The 18,115-nt window shown below is 69.1% G+C and carries 20 protein-coding genes; 13 read left to right on the plus strand and 7 right to left on the minus strand.

Going from position 1 to position 18,115, the window contains the following annotated elements:
• Window positions 1-11 precede the first annotated feature (11 nt).
• Together DMH01_RS03000 and DMH01_RS03005 are read right to left on the minus strand one after the other, a co-directional pair.
• Window positions 12-614 carry a phage tail protein gene (locus DMH01_RS03000; protein ID WP_199745349.1) on the minus strand — a complete coding sequence of 201 codons (603 nt, stop codon included), beginning with the start codon at window positions 612-614 and terminating at the stop codon, window positions 12-14.
• 31 nt (window positions 615-645) lie between these two features.
• Window positions 646-1,071 (minus strand): hypothetical protein, encoded by a 426-nt coding sequence (locus tag DMH01_RS03005; RefSeq protein WP_125673575.1) that lies wholly within the window; start codon window positions 1,069-1,071, stop codon window positions 646-648.
• Between the two features lie 294 nt (window positions 1,072-1,365).
• On the opposite strand from DMH01_RS03005, the gene DMH01_RS03010 reads away from it, so the two are divergent.
• The 5 genes from DMH01_RS03010 to DMH01_RS03030 are packed head-to-tail and all read left to right on the plus strand — an operon-like array spanning window position 1,366 to window position 6,244.
• The gene (locus tag DMH01_RS03010; protein ID WP_125673576.1) at window positions 1,366-2,352 is read left to right on the plus strand and encodes a LacI family DNA-binding transcriptional regulator; all 987 of its coding nucleotides are present in this window, start codon (window positions 1,366-1,368) and stop codon (window positions 2,350-2,352) included.
• The gene (locus DMH01_RS03015; RefSeq protein WP_125673577.1) at window positions 2,349-3,404 is read left to right on the plus strand and encodes a class I mannose-6-phosphate isomerase; all 1,056 of its coding nucleotides are present in this window, start codon (window positions 2,349-2,351) and stop codon (window positions 3,402-3,404) included. The genes DMH01_RS03010 and DMH01_RS03015 overlap by 4 nt, the downstream gene beginning before the upstream one ends.
• Complete coding sequence (locus DMH01_RS03020; protein ID WP_125673578.1) at window positions 3,401-4,165, plus strand: ATP-binding cassette domain-containing protein; 765 nt, start codon at window positions 3,401-3,403, stop codon at window positions 4,163-4,165. The genes DMH01_RS03015 and DMH01_RS03020 overlap by 4 nt, the downstream gene beginning before the upstream one ends.
• A complete protein-coding gene (locus tag DMH01_RS03025) occupies window positions 4,162-5,223 on the plus strand; it encodes an ABC transporter permease (protein WP_125673579.1) in 1,062 nt (353 codons plus the stop codon). The genes DMH01_RS03020 and DMH01_RS03025 overlap by 4 nt, the downstream gene beginning before the upstream one ends.
• A gap of 31 nt (window positions 5,224-5,254) precedes the next feature.
• Window positions 5,255-6,244 (plus strand): ABC transporter substrate-binding protein, encoded by a 990-nt coding sequence (locus DMH01_RS03030; protein WP_199745350.1) that lies wholly within the window; start codon window positions 5,255-5,257, stop codon window positions 6,242-6,244.
• A gap of 26 nt (window positions 6,245-6,270) precedes the next feature.
• Here the strand turns inward: DMH01_RS03030 and DMH01_RS03035 are convergent, their stop codons facing one another.
• On the minus strand, window positions 6,271-6,753 hold the full coding sequence (locus DMH01_RS03035) for a hypothetical protein (RefSeq protein WP_233621384.1): 483 nt from the start codon (window positions 6,751-6,753) through the stop codon (window positions 6,271-6,273).
• Window positions 6,754-6,824: 71 nt separating this feature from the next.
• Between DMH01_RS03035 and DMH01_RS03040 the strand changes: the two genes are divergently transcribed.
• From DMH01_RS03040 to DMH01_RS03065, 6 genes are all read left to right on the plus strand, one after another.
• Complete coding sequence (locus DMH01_RS03040; protein ID WP_199745351.1) at window positions 6,825-7,871, plus strand: sensor histidine kinase; 1,047 nt, start codon at window positions 6,825-6,827, stop codon at window positions 7,869-7,871.
• On the plus strand, window positions 7,868-8,638 hold the full coding sequence (locus DMH01_RS03045) for a LytTR family DNA-binding domain-containing protein (RefSeq protein WP_125673582.1): 771 nt from the start codon (window positions 7,868-7,870) through the stop codon (window positions 8,636-8,638). The genes DMH01_RS03040 and DMH01_RS03045 overlap by 4 nt, the downstream gene beginning before the upstream one ends.
• Window positions 8,635-8,982, plus strand: coding sequence for a hypothetical protein (locus DMH01_RS03050; RefSeq protein WP_125673583.1), 348 nt, complete (start codon window positions 8,635-8,637; stop codon window positions 8,980-8,982). The genes DMH01_RS03045 and DMH01_RS03050 overlap by 4 nt, the downstream gene beginning before the upstream one ends.
• Window positions 8,982-10,715 carry a cation acetate symporter gene (locus DMH01_RS03055; protein ID WP_125673584.1) on the plus strand — a complete coding sequence of 578 codons (1,734 nt, stop codon included), beginning with the start codon at window positions 8,982-8,984 and terminating at the stop codon, window positions 10,713-10,715. Before DMH01_RS03050 ends, DMH01_RS03055 begins: the two co-directional genes overlap by 1 nt.
• Before the next feature lie 67 nt (window positions 10,716-10,782).
• The gene (locus DMH01_RS03060; RefSeq protein WP_125673585.1) at window positions 10,783-11,124 is read left to right on the plus strand and encodes a DUF485 domain-containing protein; all 342 of its coding nucleotides are present in this window, start codon (window positions 10,783-10,785) and stop codon (window positions 11,122-11,124) included.
• Window positions 11,121-12,749, plus strand: coding sequence for a cation acetate symporter (locus DMH01_RS03065; RefSeq protein ID WP_125673586.1), 1,629 nt, complete (start codon window positions 11,121-11,123; stop codon window positions 12,747-12,749). Before DMH01_RS03060 ends, DMH01_RS03065 begins: the two co-directional genes overlap by 4 nt.
• 58 nt (window positions 12,750-12,807) lie before the next feature.
• On the opposite strand, the gene DMH01_RS03070 is transcribed toward DMH01_RS03065, so the two are convergent.
• Together DMH01_RS03070 and DMH01_RS03075 are read right to left on the minus strand one after the other, a co-directional pair.
• Window positions 12,808-13,551: an isocitrate lyase/phosphoenolpyruvate mutase family protein gene (locus tag DMH01_RS03070; protein ID WP_125673587.1), complete on the minus strand. Its 744-nt coding sequence runs from the start codon at window positions 13,549-13,551 to the stop codon at window positions 12,808-12,810.
• The gene (locus DMH01_RS03075) at window positions 13,548-14,012 is read right to left on the minus strand and encodes a carboxymuconolactone decarboxylase family protein (protein ID WP_125673588.1); all 465 of its coding nucleotides are present in this window, start codon (window positions 14,010-14,012) and stop codon (window positions 13,548-13,550) included. Before DMH01_RS03075 ends, DMH01_RS03070 begins: the two co-directional genes overlap by 4 nt.
• 46 nt (window positions 14,013-14,058) lie before the next feature.
• On the opposite strand from DMH01_RS03075, the gene DMH01_RS03080 reads away from it, so the two are divergent.
• On the plus strand, window positions 14,059-15,438 hold the full coding sequence (locus DMH01_RS03080) for a PLP-dependent aminotransferase family protein (protein WP_125673589.1): 1,380 nt from the start codon (window positions 14,059-14,061) through the stop codon (window positions 15,436-15,438).
• Here the strand turns inward: DMH01_RS03080 and DMH01_RS03085 are convergent.
• On the minus strand, window positions 15,435-16,115 hold the full coding sequence (locus DMH01_RS03085; protein WP_125674298.1) for a peptidylprolyl isomerase: 681 nt from the start codon (window positions 16,113-16,115) through the stop codon (window positions 15,435-15,437). The genes DMH01_RS03080 and DMH01_RS03085 overlap by 4 nt on opposite strands.
• Before the next feature lie 146 nt (window positions 16,116-16,261).
• Here DMH01_RS03085 and DMH01_RS03090 point away from each other — a divergent pair, with 146 nt between their 5' ends.
• Complete coding sequence (locus tag DMH01_RS03090) at window positions 16,262-16,849, plus strand: hypothetical protein (protein WP_034315451.1); 588 nt, start codon at window positions 16,262-16,264, stop codon at window positions 16,847-16,849.
• Between the two features lie 297 nt (window positions 16,850-17,146).
• On the opposite strand, the gene meaB is transcribed toward DMH01_RS03090, so the two are convergent.
• The gene (gene meaB / locus DMH01_RS03095) at window positions 17,147-18,115 is read right to left on the minus strand and encodes a methylmalonyl Co-A mutase-associated GTPase MeaB (protein ID WP_125673590.1); all 969 of its coding nucleotides are present in this window, start codon (window positions 18,113-18,115) and stop codon (window positions 17,147-17,149) included.

Below are 18,115 nucleotides of genomic sequence, written 5' to 3' on the forward strand. Positions count from 1 at the left end.
CCTGGCTTTCTCTACGCGGGCTGTTCTTCGGTTTCGGGCTCCGTCTCGGCGACTGCGGCCGGTGCGGCGGTGTTCATCGACCACTGGGCCAGCGGTTCGAACTTGTTGTCCTTGATCGGGGTCAGCGCGGTGAAGGTGATCCCGAGCTTGATCGCCGCAGTCCTGGTCACCGAGGTCTCGTCGGTTTCGGTGACCACTCCGCGGGGGATGTAGAAGCGGTGCTTCACGGTCGGGCCGTCGCTGAATTCGATCCCGAGCGCGCGTTCGTCCACCCGCGGTGCCGCGTCGATGTTGTAGACGTTCGGGGTGGCGGGCGCCGGGGAGCTGAAGAAGAAGGTCATCGTGTCGCTGTTGATCTGCAGCAGCGAGAACTTCACCGAGAAGTCGCGATCGCTGAACACGTACCGGATCGCCGCCACCGACTGCCAGGTGTCGACCGGATCGAGTTTGTCCTTCTTGACGAATTTGACCCCGTCGGAGCTGGTGTAACCGAGGTTCACCCACGGTGCCGCCCAGTCCTTGGTGAAATCCGCCGGAGCCGCGGTGTGCGCGGGTGCCACGAAAAGGGATCCGGTACCCGCCACCCGGATCTCGCTGGCGTTCAGTCCTGGCATAACAGCCCTCCCACTGCTTTCGCCCGGCCGCTCAGGCCGGTCTTGGTCTGATCACGAGCAGGAACCGGTACTTCATGAGGTACCGGTCGGCGTCGGTGAACCTGCGGTCGAGCGAAAAGCACGGCCCCTGCATCTCGGTCGTGTCGGGCAGGACGACGCCGTCCGCCAGCGCGACACTCGTGATCAGCGGCATCACCCCGCGCACGGCGCAGGCGAGCGCGTGCGCGGCGGTTTTGTCCGGTCCGTAGGAATCGATCCGTACTTCGGCGTGGTCGAGCAGGTCGTCGTCGGCGAAGTGACCGCCGAGCCGGGTGAGCACGACGGCGCGCTGAGTCCCGTCGAATCCGGGCGGTGGCAGCGAACCGACGGGCACGCCCGCCAGCTCCGGACGTCCTTTGAGGTAGCCGGACACGACGTCTTCGACGTTCGGGAACATCAACGGCCGCGTATCGGCCACGGCCGAAACCGTCCTCCCCATCCCCCAGCCACCTCCCCCGTGGACCCGCAGGAATGTGACCAACGTAACTCAGTGATCTTGGCGCGTAAGGGGCTGTTCGGGGGAAGGTGCCCACCCCGTCCGGCCCACGGACGGTCACGAAGACGTCGTAACGGTTCGAACTCGGAAAACGGGCCGAGGACGAATCGGGCATTGACATCGCCGGTCCGCTGGCGTTCAATTCCCGCCACTATGACAACGTTGTCTTCCAGCGGACCGGACAACGGCCACCGCACTACCGGCCGACGGGCCACGATGAGTGACGTGGCCCGGCTCGCGGGCGTGAGCATCAAAACCGTCTCGCGAGTGGTGAACGACGAGCCCGCCGTCCATCCGGACACCGCGGAGCGCGTCATGGCGGCGATCGAGCAGCTCGGGTTCCGGCGCAACCTCGGCGCGCGGAACCTGCGGCGCGGCTCGACGACCGGGACGATCGGCCTGATCGTCGAGGACGTCGGAAACCCCTTCTACTCCGAGCTCAACCGGGCCGTCGAACGGATCGCGACCTCGTTCGGCCGCCAGGTGCTGACCGGTTCGTCGGAGGAGAACTCCGACCGCGAACGCGAACTGGTCCTGGAGTTCTGCTCCCGGCGCGTCGACGGCATCCTCGTCGTCCCGGCCGGGATGCAGCACGGCTACCTGGTCCCCGAGATGCGCGCGGGCACGCCCGTGGTGTTCCTCGACCGGCCCGCCGGCGACATCGTGGCCGACACGGTGCTGGTCGACAACATCGGCGGCACCGTCGAAGCGGTCGCCCACCTCGCGAAACACGGCCACCGCCGGATCGCGTTCCTCGCCGACAGCCCGGACATCTTCACCGCGGGAGAACGCCTGCGCGGCTTCCGCGAAGGCTGTGTCCGCAACGGGATCCCCTTCGACGAGCACCTCGTCGTGATGCGGACGCCGACCGCCGAAAGCGTCGGCGACGCCGTGCGACGGCTGCTCACCGGACCGAATCCGGCCACCGCGGTGATCGCGGGCAACAACCGGGTCGCCGTCCATCTGCTGCGCGCGCTGGCGCACGCGGAGCGGCGTCCCGCGATGATCAGCTTCGACGACTTCGAACTGGCGGATCTGCTGGATCCGCCGGTCTCCGTGATCGCGCACGACGTGAGCGCGCTGGGCCGGGCGGCCGCGGAACTGCTGTTCGCCAGGGTCCAGGGAGATCAATCCGCACCGAGAAAGGTAGTCCTGCCCGTGCATCTCGTAGCCCGCGGTTCCGGGGAGGTCGCCCCTTCATGAGCGGCCACCTCGAACCGATCCGCCTGCCGGCGAACCAGCCGCCGCAGTTCTACCGCGGCGGCGACGCCATCGCCGCGTTGCGGGGCGCCCCGTCGGAGTCCAAATTCGGACCCGAAGACTGGGTCGGCTCGGCCACCACGATGTTCGGCCAGGAGACCAACGGCCTGACCAAGCTGCCCAGCGGGGTCTGGCTGCGCGACGCCGTCCGCGAGAATCCGTCCGCGTGGCTCGGCGCCAAACACGTCGAGGCACTCGGCGATTCGACCGGCCTGCTGGTGAAGCTGCTCGACGCGGGCCAGCGCCTGCCGGTGCACTTCCACCCGTCGGACTCGTTCGCGAAGCGGCACTTCGACTCGCACTTCGGCAAGACCGAAGCGTGGATCGTGGTCGGCACCTACGGCGACGACCCCCGCGTCTACCCCGGCTTCAAGGAGACCGTCGACAAAGCGACGGTCAACGAATGGGCCCGCAGCCAGGACGCGCCCGCCATGCTCGAGGCGCTGAACAGTGTCGCGGTCACCCCCGGCGACACGGTCTACATCCCGGCCGGCCTGCCGCACGCGATCGGCGAAGGCGTCTTCGTCGTCGAACTCCAGCAGCCGACCGACTTCTCGCTGACCCTGGAATGGCGGGACTTCCTGGCGAACCCGGAGAAGGCGCACCTCGGGATCGGCTTCGAGACCGCCATCGAAACCCTGGACACCTCCGGCTGGGACGAAGAACGGCTCGGCTCGATCGTCAAGCGCACCGCGGCCGACGAAGCGTCCACTGTGGACCTACTCGCCGACGGCAGCGACGCGTTCTTCCGCGCCGACCAGCTCCGTCCCGCCGTTTCCGGTAGGTCGACAACGTTGTCACTCGATCCGTCGTTCGCGGTGCTGGTCGTCATGGACGGTTCGGGCACGCTCCGCACCGAACACGGCGGCGAGTACACGCTGCGCAAGGGCGAGACGTACGTGGTCCCGCACGACGCCGGACAGTCCACTGTGGAGGGCGACATCACCGTCATCCGCTGCCGGCCGCCCGCACCCGAGAAGAGGGAGCGATCGTGAGCGAACTCCTGCTCGACGCACAGAACCTGGTCAAACGCTATGGCTCGGTGGAGGCGCTGCGCGGCGCGTCGTTCCAGGCGCGGGCCGGTGAGGTCACCGCGCTGATCGGCGACAACGGCGCCGGGAAGTCCACTTTGGTCAAATGCCTGTCCGGCGCGGAGCAGCCGACGTCGGGCAGCATCCTGCTCGACGGTTCCGAAGTGGTGCTGGACTCCCCCACCACGGCGCGGCGGATGGGGATCGAGACGGTGTACCAGGACCTCGCGGTCGCACCGGAACTCGACCCGGCCGCGAACCTGTTCCTGGGACGGGAGATCCACCGCAAGGGCATCCTCGGCAAACTCGGGATGCTGGACAAGGCCGAGATGAAGCGGCAGGCCGTGGAGGAGTTCCAGCGGCTCGGCGTGACCCTGCAGAGCACCGACGTCCCGATCGGCTCGCTTTCGGGCGGGCAGCGGCAAAGCGTCGCCGTCGCGCGGTCGGTCGTGTGGGCGTCGAAGGTCGTGTTCATGGACGAGCCGACGGCCGCGCTCGGCGTCGTGCAGCGCGAACGCGTGCTCGACGTGATCAAGAAGGTGCGGGACAAGGGCATCGCCGTCGTGCTGATCAGCCACAACATGCCCGAGGTGCTGTCGGTGGCCGACCGCATCGAGGTGCTGCGGCTCGGCAAACGCGTCGCCCGGTTCACCGGCGCCGACACGAAACTGGAAGACCTGGTCGCCGCGATGACGGGCGCCCTCGTACAAGAGGAGGCGGCTTGACCGTGTCCACTCCGACGAAGAACGGCCCCGAGATCCAGACCTCCGTGGACGGTGGCTTCGGCAAGCGGTCGATCGGCCAGCGGCTGATCGGGGCGAACACCTTCTGGATCGCACTGGTGCTGCTGGCGCTGATCATCGTGTTCACCGCGATCGCGCCCGCCGAGTTCGCGACGCTGTTCACCTTCCAGACCCTGCTCATCGAGACCTCGGTGCTGCTGGTGCTCTCGGTCGGCATGACGTTCGTGATCATCACCTCCGGTATCGACCTGTCGGTCGGTTCGGTGCTGATCTTCGCGGGCATGGTGGCCGGCAAGACGATGGAGGCGCTGAGCCCGGACGGGGACGCGACCAAGGCCGGCTGGAGCATTATTCTGGCCGGTTTGCTGTCTGCCGTCGTCGCGGGCACGATCTGGGGCCTCATCAACGGTTTCCTGATCGCGGTGGCGAACATCCCGCCGCTGATCGTCACGCTCGGCACGATGGGTGCCGCGCTCGGCGCCGCGTACCTGCTGAACAACGGATCCGACGTGCGCAGCGTGCCGACCGAGCTCAACAAGACGCTCGGCTACGGGACGTCGTTCGGCGGCGTGCCGAACCTGGTGCTGGTGGCCGTGGTCATCACGCTGATCGGCGCCTGGCTGTTGCACACCACCAAATTCGGCCGCTACACCTACGCCGTCGGCTCCAACGCCGAGGGCGCGCGCCGGGCGGGCATCGGGGTGACCGCGCATCTGCTGAAGGTGTACACGCTCACCGGTTTCCTCGCCGGTGTCGCCGGTTTCCTCTCGCTGGCGTACTACGCGTCGACGACCATTTCGGCGCACACCACCGACAACCTCAACGCCATCGCCGCCACGGTGATGGGCGGCACGAGCCTCTTCGGCGGCGTCGGTTCGGTGCTGGGCACGGTGATCGGTGTGTTCATCCCGGCCGTGCTGAAGAAGGGCTTCAACATCACGCAGGTCCAGGACTTCTGGCAGATGATCGCGGTCGGCGCGGTGCTGATCGCCGCGGTCTGGTTCGACCAGCGGCGCCGTCGTCGCCGCAATTCCCGCTGAGATTCCCTACGCACAAAGAGGTGCTATCCCCATGAAGAAGACCCTGCTCGCCGCCGGTGCCGCCGTTTCCGCGGCCCTCCTGCTGACCGCGTGCGGCGGTGGCACCGTCGGCGAGGCGCCGTCGGGCGACTCCGGTGCCAAGACCAACAACAAGAAGCTGTCGCTGATCCCGGGCGTGCAGGCCGAGCCGTTCTACATCTCGATGCAGTGCGGCGCCCAGGAAGAGGCCAAGAAGGCGGGTTACGAGCTCACCACGCAGGCCCCGCAGAAGTTCGACGCTGCCATGCAGACCCAGCTGGTCAACGCGCTGGGCTCCAACCCGCCCGCCGCACTGCTCATCGCGCCGACCGACGCGCAGGCGATGCTCGCGCCGATCCAGCAGGTCAAGTCGCGCGGCGCCAAGATCATCGAGGTCGACACCGCGCTGAAGGACACCAGCGTGGCCGAGTCGTCCATCTCGTCGAACAACGCCGAGGGCGGCAAGCTCGCCGCGAAGACGCTGGCGGAGCTGGCCGCGGGCAAGAGCGGCTCGGTGCTGGTGCTCGACACCATCGCGGGCACCTCGACCACGAACACCCGCGCGAAGGGTTTCGAGGACGAGCTGAAGAACTACCCGAACCTGAAGTCGGCGGGGGTGCAGTTCACCCAGAACGAGCCCGACCAGGCCGCCTCCAAGGTGACCGCCGCGCTGGCGTCCACGCCGGACCTGATCGGCATCTTCGCGACCAACCTCAACACCGGTGAGGGCGCCGCGACCGGCCTGCGGAACGCGGGCAAGATCGGCGCGGTCAACCTGGTCGGCTTCGACGCTTCGCCGTCGGAGATCGAGGGCCTGAAGAAGGGCGAGTACCAGGGCCTCATCGCGCAGGACCCGGCCGCCATCGGGCAGCAGGGCGTGCAGCAGGCCATCGCGGCGCTGGAGGGCAAGCCGGTGACGCGCAACGTGACCGCTTCGCTGCACTCGATCACCAAGGCGAACATGGACGCGAACGCGCAGTACTTCTACAAGCAGAGCTGCTGACCGTCTCGTGAGTGGTAAGGACGGTTCTAACCGTCCTTACCACTCACGAGCCCAGCCGGCGCGAAGCGTTCGAGAGCTCCGTACAGCCTGGCGCCGCCGCCCAGGTGACCCAGCGCGTAGACGTACTCGCCGTCCTCAAGCAGCACTTCGGGCCCCGAGCCGGTCCAGTCGAGCCGGTAGTGCCACCAGTGCATCCACCGCCCCACCCGCCGCTTCTCCCGATACACGCGCAGCCGCGTCACCTCGGTCCACCGGACCTCGAACACACCCGGCACCGAGAAGCCCGCGGCGGAGATCACCAGCGAGCCCGCCGACTTCCGGAGAGCGAGCAGGATCAGCCCCGCGAAGGCCACGCTGAGCAGGCTGAACACCACCCCGGTGACCGAACCGGAGGACAACGCCAGCACGACGGCCACCAGGCCGCCCCCACCGAACACCACGAAGCCCGCCCACGCGAGCCGGCGCATCACGACGTCCAGCCGGAGCACCACGGCATCCCCAGTGACCATGCCCGGAGCGTAACCGCCGAATCCACGCAGCGACGTTAGGATCTAGGCCCCGACGTCGCGGAGGAGGCCGGATGACCACCCGTCTGCCCTGGCGTCCCGCCGCGAGCGCGGATCCGGTGCCGGTGCTCGCCGCCGCCCAGCGTGTCTCCGACGATCTCATGGACGGCCTGGCCGGCCCTCGCGCCCGCCAGGCGGCGCACGGCCTCCGGCGGCTGTTCGGGGTGCCCGGTCTCGGGTTGACCGACCTCTCCGGCTCGCTGATCTGGTCCGGCCGCCCGGCGGCGGACGACGTCGTCGCCGCCGCGCTCGACGAGGTGCTCCACTCCGAGGCGCCGGTGTCCGAACCCGGGCTGCTGGCGCTGCCGCTGCACGTCCACGACGAACTGGCCGGGGTGCTCCTGGTCGCCGACGGCAAGAACGCCGTCGCCCGCCAGGCCGCCGAACTCGCCGTCCACGCGCTCGAACGCGGCAGGCTGGAAGCCTCCGCCGAGCAGGCCGCGGAGGCCGAACTGCGCGCGCTGCGGGCCGAGATCTCGCCGCATTTCGTCTACAACGCGCTCACCGTGATCTCCTCGCTGGTCCGCTCCGACCCGGACCGCGCCCGCGACCTGATGCTCGACTTCGCCGAGTACACCCGCTACAGCCTCGCCCGGCACGGCGAGTACACGATGGTCGCCGAGGAGTTCCGCGCCATCGAGACTTATCTGGCCCTGCAGCGCGCGGTGCTAGGCGAGCGGCTGCGGGTGCAGGTGCGCGTCGCGCCGGAGGTGCTGGCCGTCGCGGTGCCGTACCTCGTGCTGGAACCGTTGGTGGAGAACGCGATCCGGCACGGGATCGAGCCACGCGCCGAGGCTGGGTTCATCCAGGTTCAGGGAATGGCGGAAGGGAACGACTGCGTGATCAGCGTCGAGGACGACGGCGTCGGCATGGACCCCGCCCGCGCGGCGGCGATCCTGGCCGGCCGCGGCGACGACGGCGGCGTCGGACTGGCCAATGTGGACAGAAGGCTGCGCAGCGTCTACGGGCCGTGGTACGGCCTGACGGTCGAGACCGAGACCGGCGCGGGCACCAGGGTCGTGGTGCGCGTGCCCCGATTCCAGCCGGGGGTGCTGCCGTGACGAACGGGCTGCGGGTGCTGGCGGTCGACGACGTCCCGCCCGCCCTCGACGAGCTGTGCAGCCTGCTGCGCGAGGCACCGGAAGTCGCCGAGGTGGTCGCCGCCGGCGACGCCGTCAACGCGCTCAAACTGTTGCAGGGCAGTCATTTCGACGCGGTCTTCCTCGACATCTCCATGCCCGGCCTCGACGGGCTCGAGCTCGCCTCGCTGCTGGCGCGGCTCAGCGAACCGCCGGTGATCGTGTTCGTCACCGCGCACGACGGGCACGCCGTGGCCGCGTACGGGATCGGCGCGGTCGACTACCTGCTCAAACCGGTCCGTGCGGAACGGCTGTCCGCCGCACTGTCCAAGGTGGTCCGGATGGCGGGCAACCAGCCCGACGAGCCGAAACCCACGCCGGACGCGATGTCCGCGCTGCCGGTGGAATCCGGCGGGCGCACCCGGTACGTCCGCCGCGACGACGTCCAGTTCGTCGAGGCGCACGGCGACTACGTCCGGCTGCACACGAAATCCGGCGTCCACGTCACGCGGATGCCCATCTCCCGGCTCGAAGAGTATTGGGAGGGAACGGGATTCACCCGCGTGCACCGGGGTTTCCTGCTCGCCGTCGACGCCGTGCTGGAACTGCGCAGCGACACCACCGGCGGGCTGCTGGCGCATACGGAGGCGGGTGACGTGCCAGTGAGCCGCCGACACGCGCGCGACCTGCGCGACCGGCTGCTCGCCGCCGCGCAACGCGGCGAACTGGGCCGGGGAAGCCGTCCGTGAGCCGCGTCAAACGGGTGGCCGTCACCAGTCCGCAGACCCGGCTCGCGCATTCGCGGCGCCGTTCACGCGGACGGTGGCGGGTCCCCCGGCTGGCCGCGAACGACGCCGAACGCGCGGACGCGCTCTACCGGGCGCAGCGCAGCCGCGGGCTCCCCGCGCTGGCCGGGATGTTCGGGCTGGTGTTCGGGCTCCCGCTGGTGTTCGCGGTGTTCCCCGGGCTGGATTCGGTGCGGCTGCTGGGTATCCCGCTGTCCTGGCTGATGATCGCGATCCTCCCGTACCCGGCGATGGCGTTGCTGTCGTGGTGGCAGTTGCGCCGGGCGGAAAAGATCGAGGACGAGTGATGGTGGCCGCGTTCGCGGTGGCCCCCGTCGTGCTGGTCACCCTGCTGATCGGGTTGCGCGGCGTCGCGGCCATGCGCACGACGTCGGACTTCCTCGTCGCCTCACGCCGGATCTCGCCGCTGGTCAACTCCGCCGCGGTCTCCGGCGAATACCTGTCCGCGGCGTCGTTCCTCGGCGTCGCGGGGCTGGTGGTGAAGGACGGCATCGGCGCGCTCTGGTACCCGGTCGGGTTCACCGCCGGGTACATCGCGATGCTGGTGCTCGTGGCGGCGCCGATGCGGCGCTCCGGCGCGCTCACCGTCCCGGACTTCGCGGAGGCTCGGCTCGCTTCCCCCGCCCTGCGCCGCCTCGCCGCCGTCGTCGTCCTCGTGATCGGAACCCTTTACCTGGTCCCGCAATTCCGCACCGCGGGGCTCGTGCTGACCGCCGTCGGCGGCACGCCGTACTGGGTCGGCGTCGTCATCGCGGGCGCCGCCGTCAGCGCGACACTGGCGCTCGGCGGGATGCGCGCGGCGACCTACGTCCAGGCGTTCCAGTTCGTGCTGAAACTGCTGCTGTTCATCGTCCCCGCCATCTGGCTGGTCTCCCAGGTCTCCCCGGAGGAACGGTCGGCTTCCGTGCATCCGGTGGAATTCACCCACTTCGCCCGCGACACCAAGCTGTCCTTCGAGATCGACGTGACGCTGACCCTGCGCGAGCCGACCACCCTGCTCACCCCGGAGAAGCACGTGGTGCCACCGGGAGAACTGGTGGCCAGGAGCGGGGAAACGCTGGAATTCGCCGAGGGCACGCCGGTTCCCGCCGTCCGGGGCGGTGCCCCGCTCGGCGGGCCGGACTGGCAACGCCCGCTGCTCGACCTCAACGATCAGGGCTATCCGCTGCTCGGCACGTGGGCGATCCTGATCGCCACCATGCTCGGCACGATGGGCCTGCCACATGTCCTGATGCGCTTCCACACCAGCCCGGACGGCCGCGCCGCCCGCCGCACCGCGGCGATCACCGTCGCCCTGCTCGGCGTCTTCTACCTGTTCCCAGGGGTTTACGGCGTCTTCGGCCGTGTGCTGGTGCCCGAACTGTACGTCTCCGGCGCGACGGACACGGTCGTCGTCGCGCTGCCGGCGCAGATCGACGACGGCTGGGCGGGCTCGCTGTTCACCGGATTGCTGACGGCGGGCGCGTTCGCCGCGTTCCTGGCGACGTCGCTCGGGTTGCTGCTGGTGATCTCCGGCGCGGTCGCGCACGACCTGGCGCCCGGCGGCCTGCGGAGACTGCGCTGGTCGGTGCTCGGGGCGGCGGTGGTGATGGTCCTGCTCGCGCTGCCGTCGGCCAGATTGGACGCGGGCGTCCTGGTCACCTGGGGCTTCACCGTGGCCGCGTCGACGTTCTGCCCGTTGCTGGTGCTCGGCATCTGGTGGAACCGGCTGACCGCCGCGGGTGCGATCAGTGGTGTCCTCGCCGGACTCGTCGCGTCTTCGGGCTCGATCCTCGTGGCCTTGTTCGTCCCGAGCCTGAGCGGTCTGCCCGCGATCCTCGTGTCGCAGCCCGCACCTTGGTCGGTTCCGCTGGCATTCGGAGTAATGATCGTGGTTTCCTGGCGGGGCAGGCCTCCCGCCTGGTCGACGGCAGCCATGTTGCGGCTGCACTTGGACGATCGCACAGCCGAAACCCCTTCGTCTTGGTCGGACTACCGTTCGTCGACCGTTCGTCGTCTCGGCAGACGTTTGAACCGCTGAAGGTTCCGGTCTCCTTGACCTCTCCTTAACGTGTCGCGGAACACATTCGCGGTGCGAGGAGAGCACGATGAGTACCGAAACGAACGCTCCCAGTCCACCGGAAACGGACTGGGACAAAGCCCATGACAGCGCGGAGTTCAAGGAACTGCGGGCCCGGTTGCGCCGGTTCGTCTTCCCCGTCTCGGCGCTGTTCCTCGTCTGGTACCTGCTCTACGTGCTGCTCGCCGACTACGCACACGGCTTCATGAGCACGAAGCTGGTCGGGAACATCAACGTCGGCCTCGTCTTCGGTCTGCTGCAGTTCGTTTCGACCTTCGTGATCACCGGGCTCTACGTCCGCTACGCGAACAAGAAACTCGACCCTCTCGCGGAGAAGATCCGCACGGACATCGAGAGTGAGGCCAAATGAACCTCGCCGCCGGAGTCGAGGGCAGCAGCCCCGTACTCAACATCACCATCTTCGGCCTGTTCGTGGTGGTCACGCTGTTCGTCGTGTTCCGGGCGAGCCGCAACACGAAGACCGCGTCGGACTACTACGCCGCCGGCCGCGCGTTCACCGGCCCGCAGAACGGCGTCGCCATCGCGGGCGACTACCTGTCCGCCGCGTCGTTCCTCGGGATCGCGGGCGCGATCGCCGTCTACGGCTACGACGGTTTCCTTTACTCCATCGGCTTCCTGGTCGCGTGGCTGGTCGCGTTGCTGCTGGTCGCGGAACTGCTGCGCAACACCGGCAAGTTCACCATGGGCGACGTGCTGGCGTTCCGGATGAAGCAGCGCCCGGTCCGCGCCGCGGCGGCGACGTCCACGCTGGCCGTCTCGTTCTTCTACCTGCTCGCTCAGATGGCGGGAGCCGGTGGCCTCGTCGCGCTGCTGCTCGGGATCGAGAGCAAGGCCGGGCAGGCCGCGATCATCGTGATCGTCGGCATCATCATGATCGCCTACGTGCTCATCGGCGGGATGAAGGGCACCACGTGGGTCCAGATCATCAAGGCGGCGCTGCTCATCGCCGGCGCGCTGGCGATGACGCTGTGGGTGCTGGGCATGTACGGCTTCAACCTTTCCGCGCTGCTGCAGGGCGCGGTGGACCGGGCGGGCAGTGCCGGTGAAGCGCTGCTCGGGCCGGGTAACCAGTACGGCAAGACCGGAACGACGAAGCTCGACTTCCTGTCGCTGGGCATCGCACTGGTCCTGGGTACCGCGGGTCTGCCGCACGTCCTGATGCGCTTCTACACCGTGCCGACCGCGAAGGAAGCCCGTCGCTCCGTGGTCTGGGCGATCGCGCTGATCGGCGTCTTCTACCTGTTCACCCTGGTGCTCGGCTACGGCGCCGGCGCGCTGGTCGGGGCGGACAAGATCAAGGCCGCGCCGGGTGGCGTGAACTCGGCGGCACCGCTGCTGGCACTGGAACTCGGCGGGCCGGTCCTGCTGGGGCTGATCGCGGCGATCGCCTTCGCGACGATCCTCGCGGTGGTCGCGGGCCTGACGATCACGGCGTCGGCGTCGTTCGCGCACGACGTCTACGCCAGCGTGATCAAGAAGGGCAAGGCGTCCCCGGATTCGGAGGTGAAGGTCGCCCGGATCACCGCGCTGGTGATCGGCGCGGTCGCGATCCTCGGCGGCATCCTCGCCAACGGGCAGAACATCGCGTTCCTGGTGGCGCTCGCGTTCGCGGTGGCGGCGTCGGCGAACCTCCCGACGATCCTCTACTCGCTGTTCTGGAAGCGGTTCAACACCCAGGGCGCGCTGTGGAGCATCTACGGCGGTCTCGCCGTCTGCATCGTGCTGATCGTGTTCTCGCCGGCGGTCTCGGGCAAGCCCGTCGATCCGAAGACCGGGAAGAGTGCCTCGATGATCCAGGGCGTCGACTTCCACTGGTTCCCGCTGGACAACCCCGGCATCGTCTCGATCCCCGTGGCGTTCTTCCTCGGCTGGCTCGGCACCGTGCTCTCCAAGGAGCACAACCAGAAGAAGTACGCCGAGATGGAGGTCCGGTCCCTTACCGGCGCGGGCGCCGAAAAGGCCGTCGCCCACTAGTCGCCGGGGCGGTGCGGCCGGCATCCAACGCCCCCGGCCGCACCGCCCCGGTTCCCCTTCAGTAAGGCAGCTTCCCCGCAGTCAATTCCGCCAGCTTCGCGCGGAGATCGGCGCGGACCGATTTCCACAGCCCGGTGCCCAGCGAGATCCGCGCCACCCCCAGTGCGGTGAGCGCGGAGAGATCGGGGCCTCCTGGCATCGGAGCGGCGTTGACCGCTCCCGGCGCGACCGCCTTCACGAACTCTGCGAGCACCTCCGGCGACTTCACCAGGATCGGGTAGACGCAGTCCGCCCCGGCCTCGAAGTACGCCTTGGCCCGCAAGATCGCGTCATCCAGCACCGCTCGTTCGTCCGGCGCGCCGAGGAAGACGTCGACGCGGGCGTTGATCACCAGCGCGTCCCCGGCGGCCTCGCGCAACTTCGCGACCTGTTCCGCCTGCGCCTCCAGCGGACGTATCCCGCCTGAGGCGTGATCGGTGTCCTCGTAGTTGCAGCCGACGGCACCCGCCTCGGCCAGCCTCGCCGCGAGTTCTCCCGCTTCGAGTCCGTACCCGCCTTCCGCGTCGACGGTCACCGGAACCGACACCGCGCGCGCGATCCGCGCCGCCGCCGCGAACATCTCGGCGGCGGGCGCGTCCTCCCCGTCGTCGTACCCGAGAACCTTGGCCACGGCGAACGAACTCGTCGCCACGACGGGGAACCCGGCGGCTTCCACGAGACGCGCGCTGTCGGCGTCCCACGCGTTCGGCAGGAGCAGCGGGGAACCCGCGACATGGAGTTCCCGCAGCCGGGCCGCCGTCATTCGGCGCGCTCGGGCAGCGGCGCGTGGCTGGTCACGCACATCCGGTTCCAGCTGTTGATCGCGATGGCCTCCCAGACGATGGCCCGGTATTGCTCCTCGGTGAAGACGCGCGTGGCCTCTTCGTAGACGTCGTCCGGGACGTCGTGCAGGGTCGCCACGTTCGTGATCGCCTCGGTGAGCGCGAGCGCGGCGCGCTCCTGCTCGCTGAACAGTTCGGTCTCGCGCCAGCCCTGCAGCACGAACAGCCGCCGCGGCGACTCGCCCATCTGCAGCGCGTCGTGGGAGTGCATGTCGAGGCAGAACGCGCAGTGGTTGATCTGCGACGACCGCATCTTCACCAGTTCGAGGATCTTCTGGTCGACCCCGGCGTTGGCGGCGGCCTTCTCGACTTCGGCCTGCAGTTTCGCCATGGCCTGGTAGATCTCGGGCACTCGCTTGCCCACATGGATTCGCTCGGTCATGCCGTCGAATCTAGCGGCGACTGGCCCACGAGTATGGTCCAGTCTCATGGCAGATTCGTGGTCCAGTTCGGGAATGGACGTCCATCTGGACTGGCGTCCCGAAAGCGGCCGGAGCGGGCTCGCCGCGGCGATCCGCGCGGCCATCCGGGAGGGACGCTGGCAGGCGGGCGCCGCGGTGCCCTCGACCAGGGCACTGGCGCAGGACCTCGGCGTGGCCAGGGGAACGGTCACCCGGGTCTACGCCGACCTCGCCGCCGAGGGATACCTGCGGACCACACAGGGCGCGCCGACCCGCGTCGCGACGGCGGGCGCACTGCCCGCGTCACCGCCGAGGCCGGTCCCCCGCGACCCCGCGCCGCGCTGGGACCTGCGTCCCGGCAGGCCGAACCTGTCCGAGTTCCCCCGCTCCGCCTGGCTCGCCGCGACCCGGCGGGCACTGCACCAGGCACCGATGTCGGCGTTCGACTACACGGCCGAGGCCGGTGCGCCGGAACTGCGGGAGACGCTCGCCGCGTATCTGGCCCGCAGCCGCGGCGTGGTCGCCGACCCCGCGCGCATCCTGGTGTGTTCCGGGTTTTCGCACGCAATCGCGGTACTGGCGCGGGTCCTGCACGCGCGCGGCGCGGACGAGATCGCGTTCGAAAACCCGTCGCTGCACATCTACCGGAACATCGCCGCCGCCAACGGTCCCCGCGTGGTCGGCGTCCCCGTCGACGACCACGGCATCACGGTGTCCGCTTTGGACAGTCCGGCGGTCGTGGTCACCCCGGCGCACCAATACCCACTCGGCGTCACGCTCGCCCCGCGGCGACGGGCGGAACTCACCCGCTGGGCGGAGGAAACCGGCGCCGTCGTCATCGAGGACGACTACGACGGCGAGTTCCGGTTCGACCATCAGCAGGTCGGCGCGTTGCAGGCGCTGGCACCCGAACGGGTCGTGTACGTGGGCACGACGAGCAAGACGCTCGCGCCGTCGCTGCGCCTGGGCTGGATGGTGCTGCCGCGGTTCCTGGTCGAACCGGTGCGTACGGCGCTGGCCGAGAGCGGGGCGCGGCCCGCGCTGCTGGACCAGCTGGCGATGGCCGAACTGATCGAGTCGGGCGCCTACGACCAGCACATCCGCCGCTGCCGCGGCGAATACCGGTCCCGGCGCGACAAACTGCTCGCGGCCCTGCCGGATTCCGTGCTGCCGCAGGGGATCTCCGCCGGGCTGCACTTGGTGCTCCAGTTCCCCGGCGAACTTCCCGGGGAGATGGAGGTGCTGGCCGCCTGCCGCCGTCGCGCCATCGGACTCGAAGGGCTCAGCGAATACTGGCTCGGCGAGCCACAACGCGAAGGACTCATCATCGGGTACGGCGCCGCCGCGAAACACGCTTTCGGCGGCGCCACCCAGGCCTTGCGCGAGGCCATCTTCGAAGTCACCTAGCAGAACCAGGGGCGCGCCCGGAGGATGTCGGTCTTCAGGACCGGGGCGCCGTCGACCGGGGCGGGGTTCTCCGGGGTCGGCTTGATGCCCCCGGCGGCGACGTCGTCGAGGGTTTCGAGACCTTCGTGGCCCACGGTGCCGAAGATCGTGTAGTTCGGGCGCAGCGCGGAGTCGCCGTACACGACGAAGAACTGGCTACCGTTCGTCGCCGGCCCCGCGTTGGCCATCGCGAGGACGCCACGCGCGTACACCTTGCGCTCGCCGGTCGGGTCGGTCGGCGCGGGCGGCAGGCCCACGGGCAGCTCGTCCTTGTACTTATAGCCGGGGCCGCCCTCGCCGGTACCGCTCGGGTCGCCGCACTGCAGCACCTTCAAGGTCGGGTACGCGGTCAGCCGGTGACACGTCGTGCGGTCGTAGAAACGGTGCTTCGCCAGGTGCAGGAAGCTCTGCACCGTGCACGGCGCCTTCGCCCGATCGAGGGTCAGGTCGATCTTGCCCTGGTTGGTCTTCAGCTGCACCGGGACCTTGCCCCGGTCCGGCGTGTGCCGGGGGTCCGGCGGCAGCGGGACCGGCCGCGCGGCCGGCTCGTCCGGCGTCTGCGTGTACTGGCACGGCCCCTTGGTGACCTTCGGCGGCGCGCCCTCCGCCGACGCCGTCCCGGTGCCTGCCGCGAGCATCAGCCCTGCCCCCAGCACTGCCACAAAGACCTTCGCGATCCTCTGCACGGTTCCTGCCTCCCAGCCGTGGACGAAGAGCAGAGCATAGGGTAAATCCCCGGCGCTCACACAGGTCCGGAAGTAGGTCCGCGGTTAGGGTCGAAGCCGTGGAGATCGCCGAACGACACCAATGGCAGCTGAACGCCTTGACCTTCCTCTACGCGTACACGCAGTACGTCCTCGTGCACGAGAGGGTCATGGCCGGGCTGCCGCCGGAGAAACCGGCCGAACTCGACAAGCCGCGCATGCTCAGGCTCGCCAAGGTCGTCGACGACATGATCCTCGACTTCCGCAAGGAGGACGGGCTGACCGACCTCGAACGGCGCCGGGTCATCCGCCTCGCCAGGGAGATCAAGTCCCACGTCCGGGAGAAGTGGCCGCCTCGCGACGCGTCGCTCACCGAGTGGATCGCCTCGGCCGCGGCGCACTTCTACTGCGAGGAGCACATCAACAATGGCTACGTCCGGATGGGCCGTGTCTTCGATCCCGACATGGCCGACCGGTTCCTGGAGCGGGTGGAGTTCTGCCGGGGCCAGACCGTCACGATCACGAACTACGCCCACAAGGTGGCCGACGGCGAACAGCTCACCTACGGCGAAACGAATCAGCTCGAGGTCTGGAAAGAGGACGCGATCGCCCATCTGGACAATCTCGACAGCGATTTCGGCGACATCAAGATGTACGTCGAATTCTGACCGCTGCCGCACTCAGTTTCGGCGGCTGGTGAAATCCTCTGACCGAAACCTCGTGAGTGGTAAGGACGGTGCAGGTCCGTGAAGGCCTCCTTACCTACCCTGAAGGTGGGGAAGGAGGCCTTCACGGACTACGCGATCGCCACCGCAGCACCAGTAGCACCACCAGCCCCACAAGTCACAGCGGCGGTATGTGAAGGACCCCAAGTACATGAAGGACCCCTTCCCTTCGCCTAGGTACAGGAAGGGGGCCTTCATGTACTGCAGCGGCGGAGGCGTGGTGGCTGACCGCTGCCGCACTCACGAGTCGCGAAGGTCCGCGATGAGTTCTTCGGCCGCCGCGAACGGGTCGAGTTTCCGCGCGACCACGCGTTCGGCCAATTCGGTGAGCCGGTCCCCGGAGCGCAGGTCGACGATTTCCGCGCGCAGCCGCTGCACGGCGATCGCCTCGACCTCGTCCCGGGCCCGCGCCGCACGGCGGCGGGGCAGTTCGTCGCGCTGGACCAGCCAGTCGTGGTGTTCGTCCAACGCGCGGACGACGTCCTCGACGCCTTCGCCGCGCGAGGCCACCGTTCGCACGATCGGCTGACGCCAGCTCGGGCCGCGGATCTCCCGGCGCACCAAGGAGATCATCTGCTTGAGGTCGTGCACGGTCGCGTCCGCGCCCTCGCGATCGGCCTTGTTGACCACGAACACGTCCGCGATCTCCAGCACACCCGCCTTGGCCGCCTGGATCCCGTCGCCCATCCCCGGCGCGAGCAGGACCACCGTGGTGTCGGCCAGTTTCACGACGTCCACTTCGGACTGGCCGACGCCGACGGTCTCGATCAGCACGACGTCGAACCCGGCCGCGTCGAGCACCCGGACCGCCTGCGGCGTCGCCCACGACAGCCCGCCGAGATGACCGCGCGTGGCCATCGACCGGATGAAGACACCCGGATCGGTGGCGTGTTCGGTCATCCGGATCCGGTCGCCGAGCAGCGCGCCGCCGGAGAACGGCGACGACGGGTCGATCGCCAGCACCCCGACCCGCAGGCCTCGTGTCCGCAGGGCCGTGAGCAGCGCGGACGTCGATGTCGACTTACCGACACCGGGCGGGCCGGTCAGGCCGACGACCCGCGCGTGGCCGGTATGCGGCGTCAGCTTCGCCGCGACCTCGGGCAACCGCGGATGAGCGTCCTCGACCAGCGACAGCAACCGGGCGATCGCGCGGGGGACGCCGTCCCGCGCGCGACCGACCAGTTCGTCGATGTCCAGCTGTACCGGCAA

Origin of the sequence: Amycolatopsis sp. WAC 04182 (assembly GCF_003947465.1) — a bacterium.
Classification (GTDB): Bacteria; Actinomycetota; Actinomycetes; order Mycobacteriales; family Pseudonocardiaceae; genus Amycolatopsis.